Source organism: Kurthia sp. YJT4, assembly GCF_030219945.1.
Lineage (GTDB): Bacteria > Bacillota > Bacilli > Bacillales_A > Planococcaceae > Kurthia > Kurthia gibsonii.
The window spans coordinates 156,045-175,025 of the sequence record NZ_CP126689.1 but is presented as its reverse complement, the minus strand read 5'-3'; the positions used below and the strand labels follow the sequence as shown (position 1 = coordinate 175,025).

20 protein-coding genes and 1 other RNA gene are annotated in these 18,981 nt (G+C 34.3%); 11 read left to right on the top strand and 10 right to left on the bottom strand.

Annotation, left to right across the window (positions count from 1 at the left end):
- Positions 1-145 precede the first annotated feature (145 nt).
- Positions 146-2,143, top strand: coding sequence for a penicillin-binding protein PBP4(5) (pbp4, locus tag QN089_RS00910; RefSeq protein ID WP_285215736.1), 1,998 nt, complete (start codon positions 146-148; stop codon positions 2,141-2,143).
- 13 nt (positions 2,144-2,156) lie between these two features.
- The gene (locus tag QN089_RS00905) at positions 2,157-2,963 is read left to right on the top strand and encodes a Cof-type HAD-IIB family hydrolase (RefSeq protein WP_068456402.1); all 807 of its coding nucleotides are present in this window, start codon (positions 2,157-2,159) and stop codon (positions 2,961-2,963) included.
- 90 nt (positions 2,964-3,053) lie between these two features.
- Here QN089_RS00905 and QN089_RS00900 read toward each other — a convergent pair whose 3' ends face one another.
- Positions 3,054-3,278: a hypothetical protein gene (locus tag QN089_RS00900; protein WP_285215735.1), complete on the bottom strand. Its 225-nt coding sequence runs from the start codon at positions 3,276-3,278 to the stop codon at positions 3,054-3,056.
- A gap of 121 nt (positions 3,279-3,399) precedes the next feature.
- Here QN089_RS00900 and QN089_RS00895 point away from each other — a divergent pair, with 121 nt between their 5' ends.
- Entirely contained in the window at positions 3,400-4,050 is a 651-nt protein-coding gene (locus tag QN089_RS00895; protein ID WP_285215734.1) for an HAD family hydrolase, read from the top strand.
- 144 nt (positions 4,051-4,194) lie between these two features.
- Here QN089_RS00895 and QN089_RS00890 read toward each other — a convergent pair whose 3' ends face one another.
- Positions 4,195-4,524: a hypothetical protein gene (locus QN089_RS00890; RefSeq protein WP_285215733.1), complete on the bottom strand. Its 330-nt coding sequence runs from the start codon at positions 4,522-4,524 to the stop codon at positions 4,195-4,197.
- Between the two features lie 267 nt (positions 4,525-4,791).
- Between QN089_RS00890 and QN089_RS00885 the strand changes: the two genes are divergently transcribed.
- The 5 genes from QN089_RS00885 (at position 4,792) to QN089_RS00865 (ending at position 10,196) form a co-directional block, all read left to right on the top strand.
- Positions 4,792-5,424 carry an HD domain-containing protein gene (locus QN089_RS00885; RefSeq protein WP_285215732.1) on the top strand — a complete coding sequence of 211 codons (633 nt, stop codon included), beginning with the start codon at positions 4,792-4,794 and terminating at the stop codon, positions 5,422-5,424.
- 48 nt (positions 5,425-5,472) lie between these two features.
- Positions 5,473-5,663: non-coding RNA, 6S RNA (gene ssrS, locus QN089_RS00880), on the top strand.
- 275 nt (positions 5,664-5,938) lie between these two features.
- Positions 5,939-7,342: an ATP-binding protein gene (locus QN089_RS00875; protein WP_285215731.1), complete on the top strand. Its 1,404-nt coding sequence runs from the start codon at positions 5,939-5,941 to the stop codon at positions 7,340-7,342.
- A gap of 833 nt (positions 7,343-8,175) precedes the next feature.
- Complete coding sequence (locus QN089_RS00870; protein WP_285215730.1) at positions 8,176-9,867, top strand: methyl-accepting chemotaxis protein; 1,692 nt, start codon at positions 8,176-8,178, stop codon at positions 9,865-9,867.
- A gap of 161 nt (positions 9,868-10,028) precedes the next feature.
- A complete protein-coding gene (locus QN089_RS00865; RefSeq protein ID WP_156422380.1) occupies positions 10,029-10,196 on the top strand; it encodes a hypothetical protein in 168 nt (55 codons plus the stop codon).
- 38 nt (positions 10,197-10,234) lie between these two features.
- Here QN089_RS00865 and QN089_RS00860 read toward each other — a convergent pair whose 3' ends face one another.
- The 5 genes from QN089_RS00860 to QN089_RS00840 form a co-directional block, all read right to left on the bottom strand.
- Positions 10,235-10,789 (bottom strand): LOG family protein, encoded by a 555-nt coding sequence (locus QN089_RS00860; RefSeq protein WP_121176501.1) that lies wholly within the window; start codon positions 10,787-10,789, stop codon positions 10,235-10,237.
- 70 nt (positions 10,790-10,859) lie between these two features.
- Positions 10,860-11,561, bottom strand: coding sequence for an amino acid ABC transporter permease (locus QN089_RS00855; protein ID WP_285215729.1), 702 nt, complete (start codon positions 11,559-11,561; stop codon positions 10,860-10,862).
- A gap of 12 nt (positions 11,562-11,573) precedes the next feature.
- Positions 11,574-12,269, bottom strand: a complete 696-nt coding sequence (locus tag QN089_RS00850) for an amino acid ABC transporter permease (RefSeq protein ID WP_068456425.1) — start codon at positions 12,267-12,269, stop codon at positions 11,574-11,576.
- Positions 12,270-12,337: 68 nt separating this feature from the next.
- Complete coding sequence (locus tag QN089_RS00845) at positions 12,338-13,201, bottom strand: transporter substrate-binding domain-containing protein (protein ID WP_087680949.1); 864 nt, start codon at positions 13,199-13,201, stop codon at positions 12,338-12,340.
- A gap of 15 nt (positions 13,202-13,216) precedes the next feature.
- Positions 13,217-13,972 (bottom strand): amino acid ABC transporter ATP-binding protein, encoded by a 756-nt coding sequence (locus QN089_RS00840; RefSeq protein ID WP_285215728.1) that lies wholly within the window; start codon positions 13,970-13,972, stop codon positions 13,217-13,219.
- Positions 13,973-14,129: 157 nt separating this feature from the next.
- Between QN089_RS00840 and QN089_RS00835 the strand changes: the two genes are divergently transcribed.
- Both QN089_RS00835 and QN089_RS00830 read left to right on the top strand, forming a co-directional pair.
- Positions 14,130-15,293 (top strand): acyl-CoA dehydrogenase family protein, encoded by a 1,164-nt coding sequence (locus QN089_RS00835; protein ID WP_285216399.1) that lies wholly within the window; start codon positions 14,130-14,132, stop codon positions 15,291-15,293.
- Positions 15,290-15,808: a thioredoxin domain-containing protein gene (locus tag QN089_RS00830; protein ID WP_285215727.1), complete on the top strand. Its 519-nt coding sequence runs from the start codon at positions 15,290-15,292 to the stop codon at positions 15,806-15,808. Before QN089_RS00835 ends, QN089_RS00830 begins: the two co-directional genes overlap by 4 nt.
- A 66-nt stretch (positions 15,809-15,874) precedes the next feature.
- Here QN089_RS00830 and QN089_RS00825 read toward each other — a convergent pair whose 3' ends face one another.
- Both QN089_RS00825 and QN089_RS00820 read right to left on the bottom strand, forming a co-directional pair.
- A complete protein-coding gene (locus QN089_RS00825) occupies positions 15,875-16,018 on the bottom strand; it encodes a hypothetical protein (RefSeq protein ID WP_285215725.1) in 144 nt (47 codons plus the stop codon).
- A gap of 196 nt (positions 16,019-16,214) precedes the next feature.
- A complete protein-coding gene (locus QN089_RS00820) occupies positions 16,215-17,264 on the bottom strand; it encodes a 2,3-butanediol dehydrogenase (protein ID WP_087680950.1) in 1,050 nt (349 codons plus the stop codon).
- 147 nt (positions 17,265-17,411) lie between these two features.
- On the opposite strand from QN089_RS00820, the gene QN089_RS00815 reads away from it, so the two are divergent.
- Positions 17,412-17,987 (top strand): SLOG family protein, encoded by a 576-nt coding sequence (locus QN089_RS00815; RefSeq protein ID WP_285215724.1) that lies wholly within the window; start codon positions 17,412-17,414, stop codon positions 17,985-17,987.
- Positions 17,988-18,030: 43 nt separating this feature from the next.
- Here the strand turns inward: QN089_RS00815 and QN089_RS00810 are convergent, their stop codons facing one another.
- A complete protein-coding gene (locus QN089_RS00810; protein ID WP_068456450.1) occupies positions 18,031-18,894 on the bottom strand; it encodes a helix-turn-helix domain-containing protein in 864 nt (287 codons plus the stop codon).
- Between the last annotated feature and the right edge of the window lie 87 nt (positions 18,895-18,981).

Sequence of the window (18,981 nt, the reverse complement as noted above, 5' to 3'; positions counted from 1 at the left end):
AAATAGAATTATAATATATTTTTTGAGAAAATCACGCATTTTTCGATAAATTTTTTTATTTTTTTACAATTTGTTAAAAAACGGTAGTCTTTCTTTTTGCAAACTTTGCATGAATCCTTCATAATAAATAGAAGGAGGCGGGAAAATGAACAAAAAAATAGTAATGATCATCAGCGTACTTGCTGTTATAATTCTTGCAATTGTCGGAATCTATGTTTTCATACAACAAAAAGATCAAAAAGCACAGGAAAAAGCAGCAACACAATGGACTCAAAACTTCGAAAAGAAGAAATATACAGAGCTTGTAAAACAGGTAACAACAGACTCTTTAAAACAACAAGGTTATACAAAAGATGACTTTGTGAAGAAATATACGAATGTTTTTGGAGGAATTGGTGTAAGTAAAATTCAAATTTCAAATATGAAAGTATCTGATCAAAAGTTGAGTTATCAAGCTGTATTTGAAACGGCTATTGGAAAAACAACGTCTTTTTCATATTCAACAAAACTAATCAAACAAGATGGTACATATCAGATTGATTGGAAAACATCTTTAATCTTTCCGAATATGAAGCCAACTGATCGCATCTCATTTCAAACAACTACTGCGATACGTGGTGATTTAGTAGATGTAAATGGTTTTGATTTAGCCACAAATAAAAAAGCATTTCGCGCTGGTATCATTCCAAAAGAATTAGGAAATGATTCGACACGCACAAAAAGAATCGAAAAAATCGCGAAATTTTTAGATGTTTCAACAGAGAGTGTCGAACAAAAATTAGCGCAAGGATGGGTAAAAGATGATTTATTTGTTCCTATTAAAATAGTAGCTGATGAAGATGTTCAAAAGATGGATGGATTACAATATGCCGCAACAACTACACGCTACTACCCTCTTGGTGCAGCGGCAGCTCATTTAATTGGTTACACAGGAACGGTTACAGCAGAGGATATTAAAAAGAATCCAGCTCTTTCTTCTGACGCAATTATTGGAAAAACAGGGCTAGAACGAGCTTATGATAAGGAACTTCGTGGTACAGATGGAGGAAGTATCTCTTTAGTGAATAAAGATGGGAAAGTAAAAGAGGTATTACTTGAGAGTAAGGTAAAGAATGGTGAAAAAATTCGTTTAACAATCGATGCCTTAATGCAAAAACGTGCATACGAAGATTTAGAAAAAGCTACAGGTTCTACTGTCATTATGGAGCCACAAAACGGTGCGTTAATGGCGCTAGTTTCGAAGCCATCATTTGATCCGAATCAGATGGTACGTGGCTTATCGCAAAAAACGTATGACCAATATGCGAATGACCCTGAAAGACCGTTCACAAATCGATTTACACAGCGTTATGCGCCTGGCTCAACAATGAAAGCTATTACAGCAGCAATTGGATTTGATGCGGGAACATTAAAAGCTAATCGCGTACGTACAATTGATGGGCTACAATGGCAAAAAGATGGTTCTTGGGGGAATTATAAAATTACACGCGTTACAGAGAATCAAAAAGTAGATTATAAAAAAGCGCTCATTTATTCCGATAATATTTTCTTTGCTCAAGAATGTCTAGAGCTTGGAGAGGATCGATTACGTGCTGGTTTAAAAAAATTTGGTTTTGGACAAGATTTCAATCTACCTTTTGCTATGACACCTGCCCAAATTTCAACGGATAAACAATTCAAGAGTGATATTTTATTAGCTGATACAGCTTATGGACAAGGACAACTACTCATGTCACCTATCCAACAGGCAGTCGCATACAGTGCTTTTGCAAATGACGGAAAAATTGTACAACCACATATTCGAGTGAATGAAAAATCTAAAACCTCTGAAGCAGTATCCAAAAAAGCAGTCGACCAAGTAAATGCAGCTCTTTTACAAGTAGTGAAAGATCCGAATGGTACAGCTCATAACCTAGCTTCACTAAAATTACCATTAGCAGCTAAAACAGGAACTGCTGAATTAAAGCTTGAACAAGGTACAGAGGGTATAGAGAATAGTTTCGTATTTGTATTCAATGCCGAAAAAAAGAATTATTTAATTGTATCACTCGTAGAAAATCATAAAAAAAGTGGGAAAACTGCGACACAATTGATTAAAGACCTCGTTCCTGAAGTTGAAAAGTCAATTGAAACAAAAAAGTAAGGAGTCGATGAACATGGAACCTAAAATGATAGTACTTGATTTAGATGGCACAACATTGAACAATGCCCGTAAAGTAGATCCTGAACTCTCAGATTACTTACAAGCTCTTCGAAAAAAAGGCATTCTAGTATGTATTGCGACAGGGAGAACGATGTATGAAATGCGCTTAGCAATTCCAATTGATTTTGAAGTTGACGGCATTATTAATTCAAATGGAATGAACGTACACTTTGGTGGAAAAGAAATCTATCGCGAATCCATTGAAGCAAAAGCTGTAGAAACACTCGTTGATTTATCACTCGTACACGAAATCCATCATGAAATTCACCATCACGATGGACGTACAACCGCGAAAATTTCGCCTATGCGTGATCGCGCACATGAATTAACCGTACATGGCTATACATCACCCGAATGGACAAAAGATGTTGATACAAAAGATGTTGAAAAGATTCTATTCTTTAAAGAAAATCATGATATATTAGCTGACTTTTTAGGTGAACTACGTATTTTAGAAAAAATCCTACCTTTTACTGCGGCTTTTTCCGCAATTGATTTAATTGATATTAGTGGTCGCCATATTACAAAAGCTACTGGTGTTGCAAAAATTCTAGAAGAAAATCACCTATCTTTCGCAGATGTAATTGCTTTTGGAGACGGCGGAAATGATTTACCACTATTCCATAAAGCAGGTCGCTCTGTAGCAATGAAAAATGCGCCTCTCTGGGTACAAGAGCAAGCAACAGAAGTAACCGAATATACGAATAACGAACTTGGTCTTTTAAAACATTTGCAAGGCATTTATGGTTTGAACCCATAATAAAAAATCCCTATAAGATGACTTTTTCAACGGTCGATCTTATAGGGATTTTTGTAGTATTATCTAAACAAAACCACTCAATCTAAAATTTTATTTCACGTTTTGTTGCTTTTTTATTTGTATATATAAGAACAGCGCATATGTAAAGGGAATTGCTGCAATGAAATATGTAGCTACTTGTAAATATGAAAAATACTTAGTTGTTGATAAATCCAGTGCCTTCTCTAAGTGGAATACGATCTCACAACACATTACAATTGATACACATACGATACTCATGATTGATAAGCGTTTCATTTTCTTTTTATTTTCCAATTAGATGGCACCCCTTTCCTTTACAGTTCGAAACTATTCTATGTTATGCTATTTCTAACAGTATATTTCGAAAAGTATTATTTGAAAAGTTTTTTCACTTTTTATAAAGGAGGAATTAAAAATGGAAGCAGTCATTTTTGATTTTGATGGAACAATTGTCGATACAGAAGCATTATGGATTGACGTTTACCAAGAACTTATTCAAGAACGATATGAATATGAAGTACCTTTAGAAGTTTTTCAAGCATGTATTGGTACACAAGATACATCACTTTATGATTACTTAACAACACATGTAGATGCTCATATTACACGTGACGAATTATCACCTTTTGCCGAAAAACGTGTAAATGAACGTTTAGTTGATTTACCTGTGAAAGATGGTATTACAGATTTACTTCGCACACTTCACGAACAGGGTGTACGTATGGCAATTGCATCAGGTAGCCAATTAAAGTTTATTGCAGAATTTATTAATAAACATAGCATTGCCCATTATTTTGAAGCGATTCGATGTGCTGATGATGTTGTTCATGTTAAACCACATCCAGAAATTTATGAAGAAGCACTCTTTGCACTCAATTTAGAGCCTGAACAATGCATTGCGATTGAAGACTCTGAGAATGGTGCAAAATCAGCTGTAGCTGCAAAAATTCCTTGTATCGTTGTTCCAAATGACTTAACGTCATCAGGGCATTTTCCAGAAGAAGTAATTATTCTATCAACAATTGAAGAAGCAAAAGAACAGATTTTAGCAATTCACACAAAATAATTATAAAGAGGATGGGACAGAACATCTCATTTTCCTTTTTTAGAGTTCACAACGAAAAACTGGAACCGCACAATAGCGCGATTCCAGTTTTTCTTATGCTCATGTAGGATGGTGTTTTTACACTTATGTCCCATCCTCTTTTTATTACCATAAGATTGGCTTTGTAACCATTAACCACAGCATAATACAGAGTAAGATAGTATAGTTGATCGCGCCTCGTCGTAAATTGCGTACGAACTTTTCTTTTTGAAATTGCGGTGTGTCTAGCGTACGCATCGTTGGCTTAAAAGCACGCGCTAAATAAACAACTGATGCCACTAATAAAATCATCGTTGTTAAAATCCACGGTGTATCCCAATTATAAGGACCTAACCACATCGCAAGTAAGCCAAAAACGATTAGTACGTGACCTGCATGTTTCACAACAGTGATTCCTGATTGAAAAGCGTGTGCATAGGCACGAAACATATCCATATTTGATGTTTTCTCCATCTTTTTTAATACAGGAAATAGCACAAAGAATGGACCAATCGATAAAATAGCGCTTAATACATGTATATAAATAATTGTTAGATAGAGCATTCACTGAAGAATTGCCGAAACAATTCTGCCCTCCTCTTGTCTTCTGTCATTCCACTTTATTTTCTCAATTTCTAAAGCTTGTGTAAAGGTTCTGCAAATCAATATTCTTTTAGAAGAAAATACGGTATAGTGAAATGAAAGGAAGGGAGCGAAGTCACAATGGGTATTCATAAATTTTTTACAAGCTTAAATGATTTAGAACGTATTATTCGCGCGCCTGGACGCTTCAAATTTGAAGAACATAACGTGGCGGCGCACTCTTGGAAAGTATCTCAATATGCGATGTTCTTTGCTACATTAGAAGAAATGCATGGTGCAACGATTGATTGGAAATCACTTTACGAAAAAACGATCAACCATGACTATGGTGAGATTTTCATCGGTGATATTAAAACACCCGTAAAACATTCTTCACCTGAATTAAAAAATATGATTGCACTAGTTGAAGAAAAAATGGTGGAACATTATATAGAGGAAGAAATTCCAGAAGAATTTCAAGCGACATTTAAACATCGCATGAAGGAAGGTAAGGACGAAACCATTGAAGGTCGCTTACTTGAATTAAGCGATAAACTCGATCAATTCTATGAATCTTTTGCGGAATTAAAACGCGGGAATAAAGATATTGAATTTGTGAAGATGTATCAAATTGCACTCAAGAAGATTTTAAATCTTCCATTACCTAATAGTGTAGACTATTTTAAAAATACGATGCTAAAAGATGTCATGAAAGAAGATACAACCATCGATATTATAAAGCTGACAGAACAAGCGATTCAAGAAGCACCTTAACTCGAACAAGATGTTTGCATGAATCGTGATTCTAGCGTATATTATTAATACAAGCTGCATTGTTCGTAATAGTATTAAGTTTTAACCTTTAAGCTGTAATAGGGAGTTTTAGATTGAGTAAGGACTGGCAAGCCTCTTAGCTAGGAGGACATACATGAGCGACTCTGCGAACACCCACTTTTAGGAGTGGTGGTTTAAAACTTTCAATATGATCAACTTACGGCAAAGGCGGCTTCTCTATTTTACATTTCAACGTTTATAATGTTTCAGCATCCACTAAGAGGTGGATGCTTTTTTGTGTATATTTCTCCATCATGCTTCGCAGATTTAATAAACTTACTACTCTTGATCTTTTATCCCTTTTAAGCTATTCTTACTGAATTTTAAACGAATTAATATTATCATACTTATAACGTACTTTTTCAATGCATATATATTCATTATAAAAGGTAATATTTACTATAAATTCATAATATAGTAATATTGAATGTGGAAGTGAAAGGTGATTATAAATATGAAAAAATTTGATTTAAATATCGAAAAGGTATTAGAACACTGGAGTATTCCTCATGCTTTAAGAGAAGTAATTTCAAATGCTCTGGATGAGCACATTCTCACTAATACAGCAGATCCTATTATTTTTAAAGATACAGAAGGTAATTGGCGCATAAAAGACTTCGGGAGAGGTTTAAATTATGAACATTTTACACAAAATGAAAATGTTGAAAAAATTAATAATCCAGATAAAGTAATCGGGAAATTTGGAGTGGGTTTAAAAGATGCTTTAGCTACTTTTTATAGAAACAATGTCGATGTTTTTATAAAATCTAAGTATAGTGATATACGCATAGATAAATTGCCAAAAGATGGATTCGATGATATTTCAACACTTCATGCTATCGTTAATAGTCCTAGTAACCCTAATATGATAGGTACAGAATTTATTTTTAAAAATATTAACGACAATCATATTAAAGAAGCAAAAGATTATTTTTTACTTTATTCTCAAGAAAAAATAATTGAAAAAAATAAATATGGACAATTAATTGAAAACTCAAAAGAACATTCTAGAATTTACGTTAATGGTATTTGTGTAGCAAAAGAAAATAATTTATTATTTTCTTACAATATAACTTCAACAACAAAGAAATTAAGACAATCTTTAAATAGGGAACGTACTAACGTAGGGAGAAGCGCTTATGCTGATCGATTAAAATCTATACTTTTAAACTGTACTAGTAACGTATTTGCTAAAAAATTAGTTAATGACTTACAAAAAATTCAAACAGGTCTTTCTCATGATGAGCTACAATGGATTGATGTTCAATTACATGCTTGTAAAATACCTAATAGTCAGGAAAAAGTGTTATTTTTAACTTCGAACGATTTAATGAATAGTGACAAATACCTTAGTTACGCTAAAGAAGATGATATGCTAATAGTTACTGTACCCGACTCTCTTGCAAATAAATTAGCCGATAATAAAGATTTAGCTGGAGATAATTTTAGAAACCTAGATTGCTATATAGTTGAATGGAATAAAAACTTTAAATTTGAATTTGTAGACATTGAAAGCTTAACAAATAAAGAAAAAAAAATTTTCCAAACTAAAAATCAAATATTAAATTGGTTCCCCAAAAATATTAATGTATTTAATGATATTTTAATTTCAAATACGATGCGTCCCGATATGTTTACACATGGTGATACACTTGGCGTTTGGATTCCATCTAGTAAACAAATTATTATAAGACGTGACCAATTAAAAAACATGGAATCTTTTACTGGTACACTTATTCATGAGTTAATACATGCATATACTAATACAGATGATAAAACAATAGAGTTCGAAATAGAATTAACTAATATTATAGGACAACTAGCCGCATTAATTCTGGAAACTCAAAAACACAATTGAAAAAACTTACAAATAACAATATATGAAATAAAATAATTAAACACATTGAACGCACAGAAAACGACTCCTGCGGGAATAGCATGAGCTGAAAACCCCGCAGGAATGAAGTGACGAGGAGTTTGAAGCCGTGCCCGCGGAAAGCGTTTTTCGAAGCGAAAATGAATGTAAATGAAGAATCCCGTATGATTGAAGTGCACCCTAAAAATCACACGGGATTTGCTCTGCTAAAATACTTTTGTCTCAGTCTGTTTTCTTTAGTTAAATTTTTTATCAGTGTCTTTTTTATGTAACTTTTTGTCATTCAATAGTTTTATAATAAAAAACTATAACTACAAGTTAATTATTTTCACACAAATAACAAATTAAGGGTTAAATGTAATGGTAAATTGTGTATTTTATTAGACTTTATCTATCACCAAGACTTTAATACCAAATTTTTTTCATTTTCCAGTGACTATAAATAGATTTACGTCACAGTATATTGTATGATATTCAAGGTAAAAAAGCATTGCAAAAATAGGATGAATTCCACTTATTGTTTTAGGTATAAAGTTATATACAAGTTTTATAAATATTAATTTTGAACTTACATATAACTTCTATAGCGTTTATTTTAGAAGATGATTTATCTATGCAAGCTTTTATTTACACGATGTGAACCAATATTCGTTTGTTTTCTTTAATAAATTACATCAAGGGAATTTATTAAAACTACTTAAATTTCTATTAAAAAAACATTTTTCTTTTTAGATATTTAAGGATACATAGCAAACAGATGACGAACAATTTTAAAGTTATTCGATGACACTACAACTTACTAGGAGGAACTTCATATGAAGTGGACAATCAATAGGAAGCTTTTTGGTGGCTTTATCGTAGTATTAGCCATCCTTGTCGCTATCACAACGCTTAGCTTTTACGAACTAAATAACATTAATAAACAATACACGGAACTTTTAAGTGATAAAGTTCAAAAAACAATGGACGTTAAAGATTTACAAATCAACGTAAAACAAGAAATAACATCTATGCGTGGCTATCTTTTAACTGGCGATCAACAACAATTAAATACAAATCAAAAAGCACAAGATAGCTTCCAAGCACTTTATAATAATTTAGAAAGCAACTTTAAAAATCCTGAAGGAAGAAAATTATTAACAGACTTAGGTACAACTGAGAAAGAATTTCGTGATTTTACTGCTGATGCATTTGCATTAAAAGCAGAAAACAAAACAAAAGAATATACACAACTTGTCGCAACTACAGGTCGTGATATTGCACTTAAATTTGATGATCAAGTAAGTAAATTAATGGACCATCAAAATAAATTGTTACAAATGGACAATAAAACAACTACATCAAAAGTAAAAACAATCTCAACACAATTAATCATTTTAGGTGTTATTGCGATTCTTTTAGGCATTGGTATTGCGCTATTCATCGGTCGACTAATTGCACGTCCAATTACATATATCGCAAGTGCTTCAAAACGTATTGCTGAAGGTGACTTAAACGGTCAAAATATTGAAATCAAAAATAACGATGAGATTGGTGAGCTAGCTACTTCATTCAATACGATGAAAGGCAACTTACGTCGTTTAATTGAGCAGGTAAACATGAATTCTCAACAAGTAGCTTCTGCTTCTGAACAATTAACTGCAGGTGCAGAACAAACAAAACGTGCGACAGAGCAAATTACAGCATCCATCCAAGATGTTGCAAATGGTGCTGAAGAACAAGGTCAAAGCGCAAACGAAAGCTCACTTGCGATGCGCGAAATGGCAATCGGAATTCAACGTGTGGCGGAAACAACTTCAGCTGTATCCGAATTGGCTGTTGAAACAAGTCATGAAGCGTCACGCGGTAATCAATCGATTCAAAAAGTGAATACGCAAATGAACTCAATTAGTTCGGCTGTAGATAATTCTGCAACAGTCATTAAAGATTTAGGTGAACATTCAAAAGAGATTGGCAAAATTATTGAAGTGATTACATCCATTGCAGATCAAACGAACTTACTTGCATTAAATGCTGCGATTGAAGCAGCTCGTGCAGGTGAGCATGGTAAAGGTTTTGCCGTTGTAGCAGAAGAGGTTCGTAAACTCGCTGAGCAATCAAAAGAGTCCGCAGACCAAATCATAAAACTAATTCAACGTATTCAAAGCTCAACTGATCATGCAGTGAACGTAATGGAAAAAGGGACAGATGAAGTAAAAGAAGGTTTAGCAGTTGTATTAGAAGCAAAAGAAGGCTTCGAAAAAATCCGTCAATTAATTGAAGAAGTAACCGTTCAAACGCAAGAAGCATCAGCAGTATCAGAAGAAATGTCTGCAAGTGTGGAAGAAGTCGATGCTTCAATCGAAGAAATCGCTCATATCGCACAAGCTTCAGCAGCAAATATTCAAAATGTGGCTTCTGCTTCTGAAGAACAACTTGCTTCAATGGAAGAAATCTCATCTTCTGCTTCAAACTTATCACGTATGGCAGAAGAATTACAAAATCACGTACGTCAATTTAAAGTATAGTTATAGAGAAAAAGGAGGAATGCCATTGCATATGGAATTTCTCCTTTTCTCATATTGTTTGATTTCCACACACATAAATTGTTCACAATTAATGTGTGAAAATGACGCAACTTCTACTGCTCAATGTAGTCTTAGTAAATGAAGAGAAAGGAGTCTTCATTATGTCATTTATGATCGCGGTAATCGTTGCGATTTTATTATTTGTGCTCTTTTTCAAGATTTTTTTCAAAGTGATTTTCAAACTATTTCTTTATCTAATTATTGCCATTCCGGTTTATTTATATGTTGTCAAACCATTATGGTATAAATATAGTTACTTATTACAGTAACAGACACACGTTCATATAACGATGTGTCTTTTTTTGTATTATTTTAATGTTGCACTTTGTTCGACCATTTTTTCTACCACAGCTTCTACTGTTTCTTCTACAATAAGCGTTTGATTGGTTTGCTGCTGTAAAAATCCTTCGTCCACCATATGCTTTAGCATTTGAATGAGTCCTTCATAATAACCTGCTACATTCAACAAAGCACATGGCTTATGTAAAATACCAATCATATTCCATGTAAACACTTCGAAAAATTCTTCCATTGTGCCAATCCCACCTGGAAATACAATAAAACCATCTGCTAAATCCATCATCATCTTTTTACGCTCATGCATACTCTCCACAATATGAAGTTCGGTCAATCCTTCATGTGAAATTTCTTTTTCTTCTAATGATTTTGGCATGACCCCAATGACTTCTCCACCAGCTGCTAGTGTGGCATCTGCAATTGTTCCCATAATCCCTACTTTTGCACCACCATACACGAGCTGAATACCTGCATTTGCTAAATAGGTGCCAACCTCTTTCGCATATACTTCATAAACTGGGTTATTACCAAAGCGTGAACCGCAAAAAACAGCAATTGATTTCATATTACTTCCTCCTTTTCTTTTATTATAAAAGAAAATACTTTTGAAGGTTTCAACACCTTCAAAAGTATTTTTAAACTGTCACAGCTCTTTTAAAGATACTTAGACGTTTTTCAGTATAGTGGAAAATTACTTCTAGTAATAAACAAATCACCCAGTAGATTACTGCCGCGACAAGATACATCTCTAAGAAGTTATATCCTTGGTTCGCTAACATTTTCGCAATCGCCATAATCTCAACTACTTTTACCGCGAAGGCTAGCGAAGTCGATTTAATTAAATTTACAAAAATATTCCCCATATTCGGTAATGCCATAATCATCATCTGAGGGAAGACAACGCGTCTTAATCCTTGCCATGTTGTCATACCTACACTATGACACGCTTCTAGTTGCCCTGCTGCAATGGAATTTAATGAAGCTCTAAAAATCTCCGCTGTATAGGCAGCAGCGTTCATTGAATAGACGATGAATGCATACCATAAAGGTGAAATTTTATCTGGATTCACTTGCCATTCCTGTGCTTCTACAAGAGCAGGAATACCATAGAAAAATACATATAATTGCACTAATAATGGTGTTCCACGAATGAACGAGATAAATACTAATGTCATTTGATTTAAAACAGGCACACGGTATACACGTATAAGTGCCATAAACAGACCGACGAATGAACCAATCACAATCGATACTACTGCAATTAATAAAGTGATGGGTACACCCTTTAATACTTCTGGTATGTGATCAATGACAAACTCCCAATCAAAAACTGTCATATGCTCCCCCCTCTACGTTTTCGCTACATTCACGCGCCCTTTTTTAAAGCGCTGTTCAATTTGATGGATGATAATTTCAATAATGATACATACGCCCCAATAAATAAGGGAAATGATAATGTACACTTTAAACATACCTAAACCATAATTATTCCCAATAATAAGACGCGCTTGTCCCATAATATCGACTACGCCAATTGTGAAGGCGAGTGACGTATCTTTGAATAAATCAATAATGGTATTTCCGAGGTTTGGAAGTGCCAATACGAAAGCTTGCGGTAAAATAACGCGACGTAACGCTTGTGTATACGTCATACCGATACTATAACAAGCTTCTAATTGTGCTTCTCCGACAGCTAAATAAGCAGAGCGAATTACTTCGGCTAAATATGCTGAAATATGTAAAGCAAATGTGACTACTGCAAAAATAAATGGCGTAAGGTCATTAATATAAATACCGAAAGCTGACAATAGTTGAGGCACACCAAAATACACTAAAAATAGTTGGACTAATAGTGGTGTACATCTTGAAAATGAGATGAAAAGTGTCATACATTGATGTAAGAAGGGAATACGCTTAATTTGAATAATCGCGATTATTGTTCCAAGTATTAAACCGAGTATTAGTGCGGCAATAAGCATCGCAATTGTAATCGGTAATCGTTCCATAATTTGAGCAAATAGTATTCCCCATTGTTGTGATCCCATTCGATTTCTCCTCCAATCATACGAATAAAAAAACGGAAATGCGCTACACTTCCGTCACGATGTCTCTATTATTTGTTAAACTGGTATTGTTTTTGGTTGATATAATCAACATCTTTGAAGAAATCGACTTCGAACCATTTCTCAGCTAATTTCGATAATGTACCATCTTCTGTTAATTCTTTTGTCGCTTCATTAATATCTTTTTGAATTGCTTCATTTTGTTTGTTATACACGATAAAGACTGGCTCTTTTGATACAATGCCCCCCACTTTTAAATCTTCTAACTTTAATTCTTTTTGTACAGCCTTAAATGTTGAAACATTTAAAAATACTGCATCATATTTGCCATCTGCTAATCCTTTTAAGTTATCCGCATTAGATGGCTGATCGATTGTTTCAATCTCAACTGCTGTTTTTGGATTTTGCTCGTTATAGTTATTTAAAATCGTGCGTAAGCCACCACTTGGAGCCATTGGTGCTAGTTTTTTTCCTTTTAAATCTTCTAACTTCTCAATATTTTTTTCATCTTTTCTTACGATTAATGCTGTCATTGAATAGCCATACTCTGGATTACCATATAAGAACTTCGCTTCACGTTCTGGATTTTTAAAAAACCAGTTAATCGCAAAATCTGATTTCTTTGTACTCAATCCGATTAAGTTACTTTCCTCTGCTCCAAAACGATATTGAAAATCATATTTCCCATCCAACTTCTTCTCTACTGCGTTTAAATAATCAATATCATAACCTACAGGATTGTTTTCTTTGTCTGTATATAGGAATGGTGGGTTTACATCATCACTAAGTGCTACTTTTACAATTTGCGCGCCATTTGCAGACTTTGCTTTTTCATCTGATGTACCACATGCAGCAAGTAATCCACCTGCAATACCAATCGTTGCCACTAGTGCTGTTAATTTTTTAAATTTCATGTTCATTCTCCTCTATTAAATAATGTATTCTGGATTTTTTCGTAATCGTTTTAAAAATTGTTGTGTTCGTTCTTTTTGTGGATGTACGATGACTTCCTCTGGTGTTCCTTCTTCTACAATGTGACCACCATCCATAAATATCACATGATTGGATACTTCATGTGCAAAGTCAATCTCATGTGTCACAACAATCATCGTAATACCTTCTGCCGCAATTTGTTTCATCAATTGAAGCACTTCCCCTACCATTTCGGGGTCGAGTGCTGAAGTAGGTTCATCAAATAAGATGACCTCAGGATTAAGTGCTAGAGCTCGCGCAATACCGACACGTTGTTGCTGCCCTCCAGATAAGCTAGAAGGATAAGCATCTCGCTTTTCTTCAAGACCAATTTTATGTAATAAACGCTCTGCAACTTCACGTGCTTCTTGTTTCGACTTTTTCTGTACGACAGTCAAACCTTCCATTATATTTTCAAGTACTGTTTTATTTTGAAACAGATTATAGTTTTGGAAAACCATCGCTGTTTTTTGTCGTAACGCTAAAATATCTTTCTTACTTGGTTTTATCGCATTCACTTTTAAAGTGGAACCAATCTCAATTGTTCCTTCATCTGGCTTCTCTAAGAAATTGATACAGCGTAAAAAAGTCGTCTTCCCTGATCCCGAAGGCCCGATGATTGTTAAAACATCACCCTTTTTCACTTCTAAATCAATTCCTTTTAACACTTCATGCTGTTGGAACTTTTTATAAATACCACTCAACTTAATCACCAAATCACCTACCTTAAAATAAAACTGCTTTTTTTAGAATATAACGACAATTTAACATAATTAATCCTACCTGTAAAGTATGTTTTTAATTTTCATTTTGTAGTATGATAGTTTTAATAATAAATTTAAAGGAGCGATTGAATTGAATTCATTAACGATGTTTATAAAAAATGATGCACAAAAAGAAGTCATTGAAAAATTACACACATTAAAAGAGGGAATTCAAGCACGCGGTGCAGAGGCTGATCGTGAGAATAGTTTTCCATCCGAAAGTTTTCAAGAACTACTGAAAATTGGTTATAACAAACTTACATTACCGAAAGAGTATGGTGGAGATGGATTCGGTATTTCAGAAATGATTTCTTTTCAAGAAACATTAGCTAGTTTCGATGGTGCAACAGCTCTTGCGATTGGATGGCAACTTGGTGTTGTCGGTGAAATTTATGAAAAGAAGAAATGGTCTGAAGAACAGCTACAACATTTTGCACAAGAAATTACACAACATCGCGCACTTGTAAATCGTATTGCGAGTGAAGCCGTAACAGGAAGTCCTACTCGCGGAGGACGTCCTGGTACAAATGCAGTGTTCATTGATGGAAATTGGCATATTTCAGGAAGAAAAAGTTTTACAACTCTCTCTTATGCCTTAACTCATTTTTTAACATCAGCATGGATTGAAGAAAAACAAGCAATTGGTTTCTTCTTAATTCCAAGTACATTAGACGGATTAACAATTGAAGAAACATGGGATATGGTCGCGATGCGAGGCACTGCAAGTCATGACTTAATTCTAGAAGAGGTAATCGTTCCAGCAGATGCACTTGTAGAAGTGAATAATGGCCCTAGAAGTAATAATATCAATGGTTGGGCGCTTCACATTCCTGCTGTTTATTTAGGAATTGCACAGGCTGCACGTGATTATGCACTACATTTTGCACGCACATATCAACCGAACAGCTTACCAACTGTTATTGGTGAATTACCACATGTACAAGATAAATTAGGTCAAATCGAAGTGAAGTTAAAAACAGCTCGTCACATTCTTTATAGCGTTGCAGACCATTTTGAACAACCTACAACACATGATGCGGCTGCACAAGATTTAGGTCTAGCAAAACATGTTGTCGTAAACAATGCAATTGAGATTGTTGACTTAGCGATGCGTATTGTTGGCGCAAAAAGTTTACAAAGTCAAAACCCATTAAACCGTTATTATCGTGATGTTCGTGCTGGACTACACAATCCACCAATGGATGATATGACGATTACAAAACTCGCACAAAATGCATTAAAAGAAGGACAGGAGGTAAAACATTCATGACACAACCTTATTTTTTAATTGGTCCAGAAGATGCACCAGTTACATTTGAAATTTTCTACAATATGTCTTGCCCTGGAAGCGCGATCTTTTATAAAGGTGCTAAAAAATTATTGCCACCTTTAGTACAAGAGGGAAAAGCAAAAGTCATTTTATACTTTTATGATAAGCCGCGTGAAGAACTATTATTAGGTACCCTCGTACATCTTAGTCTCCAATACGACCAGCCCGAAAAATCACTTAGAATCATTGATGATTTATTTGAAACACAAGAAGAATGGCTACACTTAACACAGCACGAATTAAAAGATTTACTTGTTTCTAAATATGATTTGGAACAAGAAGAAATCGAAGAAAATACAGAAATCAGTTTAGCTGTTACAGCAGAAGCCATTAAGCGTGGTGTAAAGAGTGTACCTACACTATTTATTAATGGTGAAAAATGCACATTTAAAGAGCGCCGTATTTATCGTGAACTACCTAAGTATGTCGAAGAAGCAGTTCATACATTCGCATAAAAAAAGGATTAATCCGTTCTAGTTACGGGTTAATCCTTTTATTTGTATTGGCTTATTCATCTACGATCATTCCTTGTAATGACTGTGTTTTTCAATCAAATTAGACACAGCTCTTTCAAGTGCTTCTTCTGAGTTTTTTGTGCGTGTTATACAGTAATTTTCAACTTTTTCTGCTACATCTTGTATGTCGTTCTTTTGTTTTTCTTCCATTTCTCATTCTGGTTCTTCATCATGCATATTCCATCACCCTTCTTTCAAAAATTTATTAAAATTCTCATAAATTAAAGTGTATTTTTTCATTATTATATCATTATTTCCCAGGTAATAAACTGCTAAAAAATCATAGAAAATAGAAAAAAGAGCGCTTAGACATAGATGCCTAAACGCTCTCTCCTCAAATAATATTTTAAAATTCTCCACTTAATTCTACAAGAATTTTAGCCTGCGTTTTATCATTTGTTAATGCTTCAAATCCAGAAGCAACAATTTCTTCTAAATGAATTTGTGACGTAATAATCCCTTGAGGTTTAATTTGTCCCGTTCCCATTAAATCAATTGTTTGTTGGAACGAAGTTGGTGAATAAGCAATTGTAGAAGTTACTTTTACACCTGTATTTGTCAACATCATTGGGTTCCATTCAATTGGACGAGCAAAAATCGATACAATAACCATCGTACCACGCGCTCTTGTTACTTCAATAGCCGACTGGAATGTTGGTCCTACACCTGCTACTTCAAATGTTACATCAACACCATCTGGCACTTCTTTTCGAACAGCTTCAGCTGGCTTTACTTTACCTGAATTAAAGATATGGGTTGCACCTAATTCTTTTGCTTTATTTAGTCTTTCATCTGATAAATCAAAAGCTAAAATTTTACTTGCGCCAGCTGCTTTTGCTGCAATGATTGTTAATAAACCGATTGGACCTACACCAAATACAGCGACTGTATCACCAAAACGCATATCAGCTTCTTTTACAGCTTGTACAGCAACAGCCATCGGTTCAACCAATGCACCATCTTGTAAAGTTAATGACTCAGGTAAGGCATATACATTTGCTTCTGGTACATTTGCAAAATGTGCAAATCCACCATCACCACTTAATCCAATAAAGCTAAAACCATCATAAATATCTAATTCTTCATGTTTTTTACCATATGTTAAAGTAGGATTCACAACAACACGATCACCGACTTTATACTTCGTTACATGTTTTCCGACTGCTTCTACTACACCTGAAAATTCATGTCCCATCGTAATTGGAGCGACTTCACCAGTTAAATCATTTGGTGCATCAACAGGAACAAAAACAGGGCCTTCTTCATACTCATGTAAATCTGAACCACAAATACCTGCCCATGCAACGCGAACCGTTACTTCATGGTCACGTAATTCTCTTAGTTCTTTTTCTTCTACACGAATATCTTTCACACCATACCATACTGCTGCTTTCATACTATCCTACCTCCTACAAAATGATTGCCTTACATTGTTATTGTAAAGCAACAAGAAGAAAAAAAACAAATATTTAGAATTATGTTTGCTGTTTAAATGTTTTTTTTAAATTAAATTGTGGCACAATAAAAGAAAGAGGTGTTGTATATGGTCATTAAAAAAATCGCACTTACAGGATATAAAGCGCAGGAACTCGGCATTTTTCAAGAAGAGCACCCTGGCGTTCGAGTCATTCAACAGGCCTTGGAGGAAAAGCTACGTTCTTTAATCGAACAAGGTTTAGAATGGGTGTTGTTGAGTGGCCAATTAGGTGTCGAAACATGGGCAGCAGATGTTGTCATTTCGCTACAAAAAGAATTTCCACAACTACATTTCGCCATCGTTACACCATTTTTAGAACAAGAGAAAAATTGGAATGATGCTAAAAAAGAGAAATATCAAGAAATCATGCAACACGCCAACTTTACAAGCAGCATTACAAATAGACCTTATGAAGCACCGTGGCAATTCATTGAAAAAAACAAATGGTTTTTAACACATTCCGACGCACTATTAATTGTGTATGATGATGAAAATGAAGGTTCTCCTAAATATATGTATGAACTCGCACAAAAGTATATGGAAAATCACGCTTATGAATGTATCAAAATTGATGCTTACGACTTGCAAATGATTGCTGAAGAAATTCAAATGAAGGAATGGGACAATCAACGTGATTTTTAAACAGACAAAGAGGCATTTCATCATAGCGAAATGCCTCTTTTGATTAAACCTGTGTTCCTTCTATTGTGTATTGTTCAAACTCTTCTTCTAAACGTTTTAATAAATCATGCGCTTCATATGCTTCTAAAACATAGCGCATCAATACTTGATCTTCTTCATATCCAGGGATATGCAGTAGCTTCTTACACAGTGCGCGTCTTCCAAGATGCAATGCCAACATTGTATAATTCATACGTTTGCGATTTTCAAGACGTTCCTCCACTACTTCAAGCGCTTCTTCATAGCGTTCAGCCTTAATTAATAATAGTGATAAGTTGATATTATAAATATCTTTTAACTGATCTACCTTTTCGTGCTTCTCATAATCTTTTAGCCTTTCAAGTACACGCTGCGAAAACGCAATCGTCGTATCAAGAGGATACATAAAGAGAATCGTATTAATTAAACGAATATCGTATAAATACCATTGATCATACTTTTTTAACCTTCTCCAAATTGGTTCAATGAGTTCGCGCGCACGATCGAAATCTTCTGAATCTGATACGACTAATAAGGCATCACAAAGAAGATGAATCTCACGTAATTCTAAGTCATCACCTTGTTTTAAATAGTCCATTGCTTTTGTTTTAATCTTTTTTAATCTCTCTGGGTCATTATAATTCAGTTGAAAGAACTCATTTAAAATTTGTTGTTTTTCATTATAATTATAGCCATTGCTTATAAATTCAATTTCATCTGGTGTGACATTCAAACGGTTCGCAATTTTCAAAAAACCAACTGCGTCTAAGTCCCTTGTACCTGCTTCTACTTTTGAATAAACCCCCTGTGAAATGATCTTATGCGCGACATTTAACTGGCTATGTCCACGATTCAAGCGAATCTCTTTTAATACTTGCCCCAACTCCACTTTTAAAACACCCCAAATCTCTTTAACCTTCTCTTAATGATAATAAAAAATACCTTAAAATGCGAGTAGCACTTTAAGGTATTTCAT